This window comes from Terrisporobacter petrolearius, assembly GCF_020748185.1.
GTDB lineage: Bacteria > Bacillota > Clostridia > Peptostreptococcales > Peptostreptococcaceae > Terrisporobacter > Terrisporobacter petrolearius.
Map to the genome: position 1 here is coordinate 23694 of NZ_JAHZMO010000034.1, position 12686 is coordinate 36379.

A 12686-nucleotide genomic window follows, 5' to 3' on the forward strand; every position below is an offset into this window, starting at 1 on the left:
AGATTATTACAAAGATATAAGTGCAAATAATAATGAAATAATAGTATGTTATATACTTAAAAATGTTATTGTATTAACAATATAAAATTTAACTTGACTCAATAAAAAAAGTTGCCTATAATAATAGTTGCTTTGGTTAACTATTGTCATGGTTAACTAAAATAAACAGAAAGGGATGAAAAAATGAGTATGCTACAAAAAAAATCTAAAGAGTTTTTAGATTCTATAGCAAAAATAAAAAAGCTAGCTCATAAACATAAAAAATCTCAAGAATTTCAACCAGGTATGCTTATGACGATAAAAGTTATTTATAATAATTGTTTGAGCAATAAAGACGATGAAAATTATTATGGGATGAAGACATCTGAGTTAACGAAAGATTTGTGTATTACGAAACCGGCAACATCAAAAATGTTAAATGTTATGGAAGAAAAAGGATACATTCAAAGAACTTCTAACAAAAGTGACAGAAGAGTAGTATATGTGAAGTTGACTCAAAAAGGAGAGGAGTTTTTAAAAGACCAAGATAGAAAATTCGAAAATTTTACTTGTCAATTAGTTGAAAAAATGGGTGAAGAAGATACTGATAATTTAATTCGTCTGTTTGGAAAACTTTATGATGTTATAGAAGAATTGCAGTCAGAAAAATAAAGTCATAAAATGAAGAAAGGGAGAAAAGATGTTAAAAATATTTAAGCATTTAAAAAATTCAAGTTTTATAATTTTAATTATTATATTACTTTTAGCAGGCCAAGCAAGTTGTGAACTATCTTTACCTACTTATACTTCAAATATTATTAATATAGGTATACAACAAGGAGGAATAGAAAATTCTGTTCCAGAGGTAATAAGAAAAAACCAAATGGATAAACTTTTTATTTTTATGAGTGATAAAAATAAAAATACTATACTAGACAATTATAAATTATTGAGTAAGGATTCTTTAAGTAGTGATGAATTTAATAAATACAAAGAATTATATCCAGCTTTAGATAAAGAAGATTTATATTTATTAAATACAGATAAAGAAGACACTTTATCAAAATTAGAAAATATACTTGGTAAGCCAGAATTAATTCTATATGGATTAGAAAGTGACGATGAATCAAGTAAAATAATTCAAGAACAAATGAAAAAGAACATGACATCTAATATGTCATTACAAAACATGCCACAAGGGAATATGGCCAATTCTACAATGAATACTAATTTAGAAAATATGGACATATTTGACATATTGAAATCAATGACAAAAGATCAAAGAAATGAAATAATTAAAGAAATAGATAAACAACTGGTTGATTTACCAGACGCCATGATTAGCCAGGGGGCTGTGTCTTTTGTTAAGAGTGAATACAATGAAATTGGTATAGATACTGGAAGCCTTCAAACAAAATACATACTCACTACAGGAGTAATAATGATTGGAATAACTGTATTAAGTGTGATAGCAGCTATTGCAGTAGGATTCTTAGCATCAAAGGTAGGAGCATCTTTAGGACGTACTTTAAGATCTAAAACATTTGAAAAAGTAATGAGATTTTCTAGTAAAGAAATGGCTGAATTTTCTACAGCATCATTAATAACACGTAGTACAAATGATATACAACAAATACAACAAATGACAGTTATGATGTTAAGAATGGTATTTTACGCACCATTTATGGCGCTGGGAGGTATATACAAAGCACTTAATACTAATACATCTATGACATGGATTATAGGTGTGGCAGTTTTAGGTGTTGTTATAATAGTAGGTATATTATTCTTAACAGTAATGCCTAGATTTAAATTATTACAAAACCTAGTAGATAAATTAAATTTAGTAACAAGAGAAATACTAACAGGACTTCCTGTTATACGTGCATTTAGTACAGAAAGATTTGAAGAAAAGAGATTTGATGGAGTTAATAAAGATTTAACTAAAGTAAATATGTTTGTTAATAGAATGATGTCTTGTATGATGCCAGCTATGATTCTTGTTATGAACGTTATATCAGTATTAATAGTATGGGTAGGTGCAAAAAACATAGATACAGGATCAATGCAAGTTGGAGATATGATGGCATTTATTCAATATACAATGCAAATAGTAATGTCATTCTTAATGATATCAATGGTCTCTGTTATGTTGCCAAGAGCAGCAGTATCAGCTAAACGTATAAATGAAGTGTTAGACAAAGATATAGTAATTAAAGAAGATAAAAATCCTAAAGCTTTTGATAATAATAAAAAAGGTTTAGTTGAATTTAAAAATGTTTCGTTTAAGTACCCTGATGCAGATGAAAAAATATTACATGATATTAACTTTACTGCAAAGCCAGGTGAAACAACAGCATTTATTGGAAGTACTGGAAGTGGAAAGTCTACACTAATTAATTTAATACCAAGATTCCACGATGTCACAGAAGGTGAAATTAAAGTAAATGGAACAGATATAAAAAATGTATCAATTCATGACTTAAGACAAAAGATTGGATATGTTCCGCAAAAAGGAATATTATTCTCTGGAACAATTGATTCAAATTTAAGATACGGCAAAAAAGATGCTACAGATGAAGAAATAATAAAAGCAGCAAGGATAGCTCAATCAATAGATTTTATAAATGATAAAGAAGATAAATTTGATTCTGAAATATCCCAAGGTGGATCAAACGTATCAGGTGGTCAGAAACAAAGATTATCTATTGCTAGAGCAATAGCAAAAGATCCAGAAATATTTATATTTGATGATAGTTTCTCTGCCCTAGATTTCAAAACAGATGCAAAACTTCGTAAAGCATTAAAAACAGAAACTAAAGAGAGTACAGTTTTAATAGTAGCTCAAAGAATAAGTACAATTTTAGATGCAGATCAAATTGTAGTATTAGATGAAGGAAGAGTAGTTGGAATAGGAACGCATAAAGAACTTCTAAAAAATTGTGAAATCTATAAAGAAATAGCATTATCACAACTTTCAAAGGAGGAGTTAGAAAATGAGTAGAGAAGACAATAGACAAAGAAGATCGAGAGGACCTATGGGTGGTCATGCAATGAATGGACCAGTAGAAAAAGCTAAAGACTTCAAGGGTACAATGAGAACATTAATGTCTTACTTGGCTAAATATAAATTATCAATAATAATAGTATTTATATTTGCTATAGGAAGTGTAACATTTTCAGTAATAGGACCTAAAATATTAGGTAAAGCTACAACAGAGATATTTAATGGTTTGGTTGGAAAAGTATCTGGAGAAGGTAGTGGAATAGATTTTGAAGCTATAAAAAGAATATTAATAGTTTTAGTTATACTATATATAGTTAGTGCTATATTCTCATTTGTTCAAGGTTATGTAATGAGTGGTATTTCTCAAAAGGTAGCATATAACCTTAGAGATGAATTAGTGAAAAAAATAAATAGATTGCCTATGAAATATTTTGACACAAGAACTCATGGGGAAGTATTATCAAGGTTTACAAATGATATAGACACTTTAGCGATGAGTTTAAATCAAAGTTTAACACAAATAATAACATCTGTTACTACTTTAGTAGGAGTATTAATAATGATGCTAACTATAAGTGTACTTATGACAGTTAGTGCATTAGTGGTTATACCAATATCATTATTTATAATTTCTTTTGTTATTAAAAAATCTCAAAAGTACTTTAAGAGCCAACAAGAGTACTTAGGTAATGTAAATGGACAGGTGGAAGAATTATATGGTGGCCACACAGTAGTTCAAGCATTCAACGGAGAAGAAGAATCTATAAAAGAATTCAATAAAATTAATAACAAACTATATGATTCAGCATGGAGAGCTCAATTTTTATCAAGTATAATGCAACCTATAATGATGTTTGTAGGAAATCTAAGTTATGTTGTAGTTTCAATACTTGGTGGATATTTAGTTATAAAAAATAGAATTGAAGTAGGAGATATACAGTCATTTATTCAATACGTAAGAAGTTTTAATCAACCAATATCACAAATGGCTCAAATATCAAATCAATTACAATCTACTGCAGCTGCAGCTGAGAGAGTATTTGAATTCCTAAATGAAGAAGAAGAAGATGTAATAGTAGAAGATCCTGTAAGTATAGAAGGATTAGAAGGTAGAATTGATTTTGAAAATGTTAAGTTTGGATACGATAAAGACAGAACTATAATTAAAGACTTTACAGCTCATGTAAAACCAGGACAAAAAGTTGCACTAGTTGGACCTACAGGAGCAGGTAAATCAACTATGATAAAATTGTTAATGAGATTCTATGATGTAAACTCTGGAGCGATTCTTGTAGATGGTCATAATGTTAAAGACTTCAATAGAGGAGAACTTAGAGAATTATTTGGAATGGTTCTTCAAGATACTTGGTTATTTAGTGGTTCAATAAAAGAAAATATTAGATATGGTAGATTAAATGCTAGTGATGATGAAGTAATAAATGCGGCTAAAGCAGCTCATGTTCATCATTTTATAAAAACTTTACCAGATGGATACAATATGTTATTGAATGAAGAATCAAGTAATATATCACAAGGTCAAAAACAATTATTAACTATAGCTCGTGCCATATTGGCAGATCCTAAAATACTAATCTTAGATGAAGCAACAAGTTCTGTTGATACAAGAACTGAACTTTTAATACAAAAAGCTATGGATAATTTAATGGAAGGAAGAACAAGTTTTGTAATTGCTCACAGATTATCAACTATAAGAAATGCAGATTTAATATTAGTTATTAATGATGGAGACATTGTTGAACAAGGAAATCACGAAGAATTATTAGCAAAAGATGGTTTCTATGCAAATCTATATAATTCACAATTTGAAGACAAAGAAGCTATGTAAATATAATCATATAAATAGTAAAGCACCTTAAATATATTATATATTTAAGGTGTTTTTGGTTATATTAATATAGTTGATGGTTCACAATAAATAATATATTATTAAAATTGTGGGTTGATAAATGACACTTTAGTGGAGGTTAAAAAAATGGAAAGAAGGATTAGAGAATTATCTAATGGGGTAGAAATTCCTATTATAGGATTTGGAACGTATAAATTACAAAATGAAAATGATGAAGCCTGTAATATTATAAAAGAAGCAATTAATTTAGGATACACAAGCATAGATACAGCATCTTTTTATAATAATGAAGAGGGTGTAGGCAAAGGTATAAGAGAGGCAGGCATACCCAGAGAAGAACTATTTCTAACTACAAAGGTATGGATAGATGATGATGGATATGAAAATACAATAAATGCTTTTAATAAATCTTTAGACAAGTTGGGGTTGGAATACATAGACTTATATTTAGTGCATTGGCCAACAGAAAATATTAAAGAAACCTGGAAAGCCATGGAGTACTTATACAAAGAAAAAAAGGTTAGGGCAATAGGAGTTTGCAATTTTACAGTGAAACAACTAGAAGAAATTATAGGTTTTTCAGAAATTAACCCTATGGTAAATCAAGTAGAGATACATCCTAAACGCTCAGAAAAAGAATTATTAAAAGTTTGCAAAAGACATAATATTGTAGTTCAAGCATGGAGTCCTATAATGAGAGGACAGTTGTCATCAAATACCATAATTAAACAGTTATCTCAAAAATATAATAAAAGTGAGGCACAAATAATATTAAGATGGCATTTACAAAATAACGTAATTGCCATACCAAAAACAAGCAAAATTAATAGAATTAAAGAAAATATTGATATATTTGATTTTAATATAGAAAAAGAAGATATGGATAAAATAGATTCTATTAATAAAAATGAAAGAATGAAACCACAAAAGTATGATAATTTATATAAAGTAATATAAAAGAGATTTTTTAAATCTCTTTTTTTGTTAAAAAATTATGTTAATAAGGGAAAAAGTACCTAAATAATAGATAATAATTGTATTATATAATATAAAAGGAATTGAAGTTGGATTCTTTTGCTATAAAAGTAGGATTACAATTTTAATTATAATAAACGAGTTAATATAAATTACAAAGAAAGGAAGATAAATGAATTTAAAAAGAAGCAATTTCATAGAGGAAAATGAATTTATAGAAGAACATTTTTCTTTTATCATTAAATCAATAAGTAAAGTGACTAAGAGGTATGTTTCAATTGAAAATGATGAAGAGTTTAGTATAGGTGTACTGGCATTTCATGAAGCTATGAAAAAATATAGTGAAGATAAAGGTCCATTTCTACCTTTCGCAAGTTTAGTAATAAGTAGTAGAATAAAAAATTATTTACTAAAAGAAAACAAACATCGTTTAGATCCATCCTTAGAAAGTTTAAAAGAGGAAGGAATAGAATTTAGTGAAGAAATTATTAATCCTGTAGAAAATCAAAATTATTTAAAAGATGAAATAGAAAATTTAAAAATGAATATGAAGGAATTTGGTTTTGATTTTGAGGATTTAGTTGATGATGCTCCAAAACATAAAAAAACAAGAGAAAATGCTATAAACTTATCTGAAAAAGTCAGTAGAGAAAAACCCCTAGTAGATTTTATGTATGAAAAAAAGAGATTACCAATAAAAAGAATTTCACTACAATTTAATGTGACAGAAAAAATAATTAAAGGCAGTAAAAAGTTTATTATTACAGTAATTATAATATTTGATAAGAATTATAGAAATTTAAAATTATGGATAAAAAGGTAGGTTGAATTATGTATAATAAAGGAATTATACTTGAAATAAAAGAAAAGTATTCCTTAGTTCTAAAAGACGACTCTACTGTTGTTAGGATAAGAAATAAGGAAAACATGCAAGTTGGAGATACAATATTTTTCTTAGAAGAGGATTTATATGAATTAACTAAAAGTAGAAATACTATGAAAAATAAAATAATACCTATTTTAACTATTGCTGCAATGCTAGTATTATTAGTAGTACCTATAGTAAAAAATAATACTACAGGTGGAGCTTATGCTTTAATGTCCATAGATATTAATCCAAGTATTGAGTTTGAATTGGATAAAAATAAAAATATAGTTAATGTTTATGGAGTTAACGATGATGGAAAGACAATTAATTTAGAAGAATTAAAGGGCAAAACATTAGAAGAAGGTATAAATATCTTAGAGAAATATTTAAGTAAAAACCATGGTGATAGTAAAGAAGGTATAGTAGGATTTACTTTTACTAATAAAATTAGCAATGATAAATATGAAAGTGAAGTAAAAGATACAGTTAGTAAAGGATTAAATAATACAAAGTTTGTTTATCTAAAGGGAAATGAAGAAGATATAGCACTTGCAAAGGAAAAAGGTGTAAGTATAGGTAGATATGAAGCGTTATGTGATCTAGATGAAGATACTTTAGGAGATACCATAGAAAAAATGTCTGTTGATGAAATTATGGCTCTTTTAGGTACAAATGGTAAAGATAATGTTTATCTAAATGAAGAAGTCATGGATGAGTTGCAAGATGAGTTAGAAGATAGAACTGAAAATGAATCTGATGATGAAGACGACGATGATGACCATGATGACGATGACGACGAAGATGAAGATGATGATTAAAAAATAGGAGATAATATGAAAATATTAATTGATGGAGATGGATGTCCTGTAATAGATTTGACAATAAAGGTGTCAAAACAATTTAATTTAGATGTAATTATAATGTGTGATACTTCGCATGTTTTTAATAAAGAAGGAGCAAAAACAATGGTGTTTTCAAAAGGAGCAGATTCCGTTGATTTTGCCCTTATAAACCTTCTTCAAAAAGAGGATATGGTTATAACACAAGATTACGGTTTAGCAGCAATGGCAATTAATAAGGCGTCCTATGTTATAAATCAAAATGGTTTAATCTATACAAATGACAATATTGATAGGTTACTTTATAACAGACATATTTCTAAGAAAATCAGAAAAAGTGGAGGTAGAGTTAAAGGACCTAAGAAAAGATCTATGGAAGATAATATTAATTTTGAAAAGACTTTAGTTGAAGTTTGTAAAAGATCTTTTATTAGTATTTAAAAGAATTTTATAATAAAAAAATATGAAAAACAGTATTAATAAATTAATACTGTTTTTTATTTATAAATTTTCTAAGTGTGGAAAACATAGATTATATAAGGATGGTGATAATTTGTTATTTGAAAATAAACATTTAGTAATTAAGGGTATTGAAAGAAAGCAAGAAGATAAATTATATGACTTTTCTGTGGATATAAAAGACTTTTATACACCTAATATTAATATTAAATTTGATTATGAAAAGCAAAAAATAGTATCTGTTGGTATTGATGAAGATGAGAATGATAATGAGCCCAAAAACCATGTGGCTTACAAGTTGATAGATCTATGTAAACATGATTTATGTATTAAATTTAAATTTATGATTGATCACAATTAAAAAAACCTATCTACAATTAGATAGGTTTTTTATATTGAACTTATTTTAAAACTCTCCTAGGGATCTTATATTTAATATTGCTTTCAATTTCTTCTAATGTTCTAGTGTTTTTAGGATCAACAAACATACAAGTATAACCATCTTCTCCAGCTCTACCAGTTCTACCTATACGATGAATATAATCTTCACTAGTTTCTGGGATATCGTAGTTATAAATATGAGTTATACCAGTAATATCAAGCCCTCTAGATGCTACATCTGTAGCGATTAGATATTGAATATCAGCTTTTCTAAAAGATTTCATTATTCTCTCACGCTTAGCTTGAGAAATATCACTATGTAATTTTTCACAATTATAGCCATCAATAGCAAGAGACTCTTCTAAAGCATCAACTCTTCTTTTTGTTCTACAAAAAATAATTGCCATAAATGGATTATCTTCATTCAACACTTTACATAAAGCATCTTTTTTATGTCTATCTATAGTTTCGACAACTTCTTGTTTTATAGTATCGATAGTAATTTCTTTGCTTTTGATAGTTATTTCAGCAGGCTCTTTTGTATGCCTATAAGCTAGTTTCTTTACATCAGAATCCATAGTTGCTGAAAAACACAAAGTTTGTCTTTTTTTATTAGTTTCTTTTATAATGGCTTCCATTTCGTTCTTAAAGCCCATTAAAAGCATTTGGTCAGCTTCATCTATAACAAGTGTTTTTAACTTACTAAGGTTTATAGAATCTCTATCTATATGATCCAATAGTCTACCGGGAGTAGCAATTACTAAATGAATACTTCTTTTTAATTTATTTAATTGAGATTTTATATCTTTTCCACCGTAAGCAGCTAATATATTTATTTCCTTAGCTTTATTTAATTTTTGAGCAGCTTCACTGATTTGAATAGCAAGTTCTCTAGTTGGAGTAATAATCAATCCTTGAATATTATTATCTTTTGGATTAATATCCTCAAACATTGGTAATAAGAAAGCGAAGGTTTTACCTGTACCAGTTTGAGATTGAGCAATTATATCTTTTTTATTTAAAATTAAAGGAATAGCTTCTTCTTGTATAGGTGTAGGAGCTTTTATTCCTATTTGACTTAACTCATTTACTAAGTCATTACCTATGCCTAATTCTTTAAAATTCATATTTACGACCTCTCTTTATAAATTTTACTTCTCTAAATTTTAAGTAACAAATATATCTAAATAAAAGTTCCTATATATTAGTTTAAAGCCATAGGAAAGATATAGAGTATGAAAAGAGAAGTTAATTTTATATATTTTTTATCTAATTTATAATATCACATTAGAAGAATAAATCCTACGTCAATGCAAATTAAATGTTATTATTTTAATATTTAACCAAGAAGATACTCTTAATACATAGAAAAATAAAATAATATTTTGAAAATTAATAAAAAAGGTTGAATTTTAGCCTAATTTTTAGAATAGATTTACTTGTGAATTACAAGGGATTTCATTGTAAATAAAGAAACTATCATATATTGAAGGAAATAAATATGAATAGAGGTGTTATAAAATGGGATTATTTAAAACAAAATCACAAGATGATTGGAAAGTTAATTATATTAAAGAGTTTAATGAAATGAGAGATGCTTATGAAGAAAAATTAAGAGCAAAGCAAATGGAAATAGAGAGCTTAAAAGAGGAGATAGAGCATTTAAAATTATTAAGAAACAATTTGAAACCAAAAGAAAAGCAAATTAAAGACTCAGATATTGAGCAAATAAAAGAGCTAAGAAATGATGGGCTTAGCTATCGAGAAATATCAAAGGAAACTTCATGGAGTAAAGCAACAGTTTGTAGAGTTTTAAATGGATTATACGACTAATTAAAGACTTAAATTATTATGATTTTATATTTCTATATATTACTAATACTGTGCTATAATGAATACTATACAAAATAAATTGTGGGTGATATGTGTGGATATAAAAGAAGATAGATATATTTCTAAAAATAAAGAATATGTTCTAGATGCTATTATTTTGATGGTTATAGTACAGATTGCTAGGGTAATTATAAAATATATATTTTTAAGTCAGTTAAACTTCACATTGGAAAATGTTAATATTGCTAACATTATATCTATTATGTTAGTTGGTATAAGTTTTTCTCTTATTTTGAGAGGAAATGATTTATTCAATCCGCCAGGACAAAGGTTGGTTAAGTTAAATAACAGATATGATAATAAAAAAATTAGATTAATATTAGGTGGTATCGCTTTATGTGCCATATTTGTATCTCCATACTTTTATGGAGGATATGTATCATCTAACTTGATAATACTTACATTAGCTTTAATAGCTCAACCTATATTTGAAGAAGTGATTTTTAGAGATTACATATGGAACTATATTAGAAGTTTTCAAAAAGATGAAAAAAAAGTTTTAGTAATTGTAAGTTTGTTATCAGCTTTATTTAAAATAGGTTATTGGGACATAGTAAGTCAGAACCTAAGTGTAGTTGGTAGTTCATTTTTTACAATCGATATAATTATTTCAAAGGTGTTCTTTGGTTTAATAATAGCATTTATACTTGGAATGGTTAAAATAAAATATAAAGATACTTATTTATGTATATTTATACATAGTTTGATGAATGCTTTTTTTGTACGATAAGTTTTTAATAAATATGGAATAACTAAAATGACTTGATAAAATAATAAGTAAAAGGAAGATCATTATTTTGAGTTCACTTATACTTATAGATTTCTTATAATAATAAAATAAATAAGAAACTATTGAAATATCTATATAAATTAGATATTATTAGAGAGCTCATAAGCTCTCTTTTTTAAATTAAATAAGAAAGGAATAAAATTATGGACAACTTAAAGAAGTACAGAGACGAAATAGATGAAATAGATAAGCAGATAACTGAATTATTTGAAAGACGTATGGATATATCTAGAGAAATATCAAGATGCAAAAAAGAACAAGAAATAGGTATTTTAAATGCTAGAAGAGAAGAAGAAGTTATTCAAAAGAATTTATCTTATTTAAAAAACAAGGACTACAGATTTGTATTAGAAGGATTTTTTAGAAATTTAATGAATTTAAGCAAACTGATACAAAATGAAGAAAATCACCGCTAAATAGAGGGAGGCAAACTATGATTGTAGTAATGGAAAAAGACTACACTAGTGACGATATAAATCAAGTAGTAAATTATATAACAAATAAAAATTTAGGCGTTAATGTGTCAAAAGGAAAACACAACTGTGTTATAGGTATATTAGGAGATGCATCAGAATCTGATTTAGAAATAGTTAAAAATTTAAAATGTGTATGGAAAATATTAAAGGTTGAAGAACCATATAAAAAAGCAAATAGATTATTTCATCCAGAAGATACCATTATAAATATAAATGATAATAAAATTGGAAATAAACACCTTGGAATAATAGCTGGTCCTTGCGCAGTAGAAAGTGAAGAGCAAATTGTTGACATTGCAAGAAAAGTAAAAAAAAGTGGAGCTAACTTTTTAAGAGGAGGAGCCTTTAAGCCGAGAACCTCTCCATACAGTTTCCAAGGATTAGAGCTAGATGGACTTAAGCTAATGGAAGTTGCAAAGAAAGAAACAGGCCTTCCTATTATATCTGAGCTTATGTCAATTAGTTATTTAGATGAATTTATGGATATTGTTGACATAATACAAATAGGTGCAAGAAATATGCAAAACTATGATTTGTTAAAACAAGTAGGAAAAACGGATAAGCCTATAATATTAAAAAGAGGGCTTTCTTCAACAATAGAAGAATGGCTTCTTAGCGCAGAGCATATTATGGCAGGTGGTAATGAAAATATAATTTTATGTGAAAGGGGAATAAGGACTTTTGAAACATATACTAGAAATACTTTAGATTTAAGCGCTATTCCTGTAGTAAAAAAACATTCACATTTACCTATAATAGTAGATCCAAGTCATGGAACTGGAAGTAGCGAATACGTGGAGTCTATGTCAAAAGCTGCTGTAGTTGCAGGGTGTGATGGTCTTATGATAGAAGTCCACAATAATCCTCAAAAGGCTTTATCTGATGGGCAACAATCAATAACACCAGAACAATTTGATAAACTTATGAAAAAAATAAAAATACTTTCTAACGTAGAAGATTAAAAATAAAAAGAGACTGTGAAGTTTTTTCTGTAAATAGCTTTCTATGATAAGTTTATTAAGGCGTGGATATGAAAATTATGTATCCATGCCTTAATTTGAATGTAATTCCAATTTAATTGCATGTCAAGTACACCTTGTAAAAAGGTGTTTTTTTAGAAATAATTTGTTTTTTAAATAAGTCTTCCTTCAT

Annotated in this window: 13 protein-coding genes; 12 read left to right on the forward strand and 1 reads right to left on the reverse strand. The window is 27.2% G+C overall.

What is annotated here, in order from left to right:
* Positions 1-183 precede the first annotated feature (183 nt).
* The 8 genes from K0040_RS15335 (at position 184) to K0040_RS15370 (ending at position 8355) form a co-directional block, all read left to right on the forward strand.
* A complete protein-coding gene (locus tag K0040_RS15335) occupies positions 184-651 on the forward strand; it encodes a MarR family winged helix-turn-helix transcriptional regulator (RefSeq protein ID WP_228109637.1) in 468 nt (155 codons plus the stop codon).
* 28 nt (positions 652-679) lie between these two features.
* Positions 680-2983 (forward strand): ABC transporter ATP-binding protein, encoded by a 2304-nt coding sequence (locus K0040_RS15340; protein ID WP_228109638.1) that lies wholly within the window; start codon positions 680-682, stop codon positions 2981-2983.
* Positions 2976-4832: an ABC transporter ATP-binding protein gene (locus K0040_RS15345; RefSeq protein ID WP_331476338.1), complete on the forward strand. Its 1857-nt coding sequence runs from the start codon at positions 2976-2978 to the stop codon at positions 4830-4832. Before K0040_RS15340 ends, K0040_RS15345 begins: the two co-directional genes overlap by 8 nt.
* A gap of 147 nt (positions 4833-4979) precedes the next feature.
* Entirely contained in the window at positions 4980-5810 is an 831-nt protein-coding gene (locus tag K0040_RS15350; RefSeq protein ID WP_228109639.1) for an aldo/keto reductase, read from the forward strand.
* Between the two features lie 190 nt (positions 5811-6000).
* Positions 6001-6651, forward strand: a complete 651-nt coding sequence (locus K0040_RS15355; RefSeq protein WP_228109640.1) for an RNA polymerase subunit sigma — start codon at positions 6001-6003, stop codon at positions 6649-6651.
* A gap of 8 nt (positions 6652-6659) precedes the next feature.
* Positions 6660-7514, forward strand: coding sequence for an anti-sigma factor domain-containing protein (locus K0040_RS15360; protein WP_228109641.1), 855 nt, complete (start codon positions 6660-6662; stop codon positions 7512-7514).
* A 15-nt stretch (positions 7515-7529) separates the two neighbouring features.
* Complete coding sequence (locus K0040_RS15365; protein ID WP_228109642.1) at positions 7530-7976, forward strand: YaiI/YqxD family protein; 447 nt, start codon at positions 7530-7532, stop codon at positions 7974-7976.
* Between the two features lie 22 nt (positions 7977-7998).
* Positions 7999-8355 (forward strand): hypothetical protein, encoded by a 357-nt coding sequence (locus K0040_RS15370; protein ID WP_228109643.1) that lies wholly within the window; start codon positions 7999-8001, stop codon positions 8353-8355.
* A gap of 40 nt (positions 8356-8395) precedes the next feature.
* Here the strand turns inward: K0040_RS15370 and K0040_RS15375 are convergent, their stop codons facing one another.
* Positions 8396-9502 (reverse strand): DEAD/DEAH box helicase, encoded by a 1107-nt coding sequence (locus K0040_RS15375; protein WP_228109644.1) that lies wholly within the window; start codon positions 9500-9502, stop codon positions 8396-8398.
* A 394-nt stretch (positions 9503-9896) separates the two neighbouring features.
* Between K0040_RS15375 and K0040_RS15380 the strand changes: the two genes are divergently transcribed.
* The 4 genes from K0040_RS15380 (at position 9897) to aroF (ending at position 12496) form a co-directional block, all read left to right on the forward strand.
* Positions 9897-10208 carry a helix-turn-helix domain-containing protein gene (locus K0040_RS15380; protein WP_228109645.1) on the forward strand — a complete coding sequence of 104 codons (312 nt, stop codon included), beginning with the start codon at positions 9897-9899 and terminating at the stop codon, positions 10206-10208.
* A 94-nt stretch (positions 10209-10302) separates the two neighbouring features.
* Positions 10303-10998 (forward strand): CPBP family intramembrane glutamic endopeptidase, encoded by a 696-nt coding sequence (locus tag K0040_RS15385; protein WP_228109646.1) that lies wholly within the window; start codon positions 10303-10305, stop codon positions 10996-10998.
* Positions 10999-11201: 203 nt separating this feature from the next.
* Positions 11202-11474 (forward strand): chorismate mutase, encoded by a 273-nt coding sequence (locus K0040_RS15390; RefSeq protein WP_228109647.1) that lies wholly within the window; start codon positions 11202-11204, stop codon positions 11472-11474.
* Between the two features lie 17 nt (positions 11475-11491).
* Entirely contained in the window at positions 11492-12496 is a 1005-nt protein-coding gene (gene aroF / locus K0040_RS15395) for a 3-deoxy-7-phosphoheptulonate synthase (RefSeq protein WP_228109648.1), read from the forward strand.
* Positions 12497-12686 lie beyond the last annotated feature (190 nt).

Bases quoted from the DNA above. Each gene is read 5' to 3' on its own strand.
- aroF (WP_228109648.1), top strand. From the start codon at position 11,492: ATGATTGTAGTAATGGAAAAAGACTACACTAGTGACGATATAAATCAA.
- K0040_RS15365 (WP_228109642.1), top strand. From the start codon at position 7,530: ATGAAAATATTAATTGATGGAGATGGATGTCCTGTAATAGATTTGACA.
- K0040_RS15375 (WP_228109644.1), bottom strand. From the start codon at position 9,502: ATGAATTTTAAAGAATTAGGCATAGGTAATGACTTAGTAAATGAGTTA.
- K0040_RS15380 (WP_228109645.1), top strand. From the start codon at position 9,897: ATGGGATTATTTAAAACAAAATCACAAGATGATTGGAAAGTTAATTAT.
- K0040_RS15340 (WP_228109638.1), top strand. From the start codon at position 680: ATGTTAAAAATATTTAAGCATTTAAAAAATTCAAGTTTTATAATTTTA.
- K0040_RS15335 (WP_228109637.1), top strand. From the start codon at position 184: ATGAGTATGCTACAAAAAAAATCTAAAGAGTTTTTAGATTCTATAGCA.
- K0040_RS15350 (WP_228109639.1), top strand. From the start codon at position 4,980: ATGGAAAGAAGGATTAGAGAATTATCTAATGGGGTAGAAATTCCTATT.
- K0040_RS15390 (WP_228109647.1), top strand. From the start codon at position 11,202: ATGGACAACTTAAAGAAGTACAGAGACGAAATAGATGAAATAGATAAG.
- K0040_RS15345 (WP_331476338.1), top strand. From the start codon at position 2,976: ATGAGTAGAGAAGACAATAGACAAAGAAGATCGAGAGGACCTATGGGT.
- K0040_RS15355 (WP_228109640.1), top strand. From the start codon at position 6,001: ATGAATTTAAAAAGAAGCAATTTCATAGAGGAAAATGAATTTATAGAA.
- K0040_RS15370 (WP_228109643.1), top strand. From the start codon at position 7,999: ATGAAAAACAGTATTAATAAATTAATACTGTTTTTTATTTATAAATTT.
- K0040_RS15360 (WP_228109641.1), top strand. From the start codon at position 6,660: ATGTATAATAAAGGAATTATACTTGAAATAAAAGAAAAGTATTCCTTA.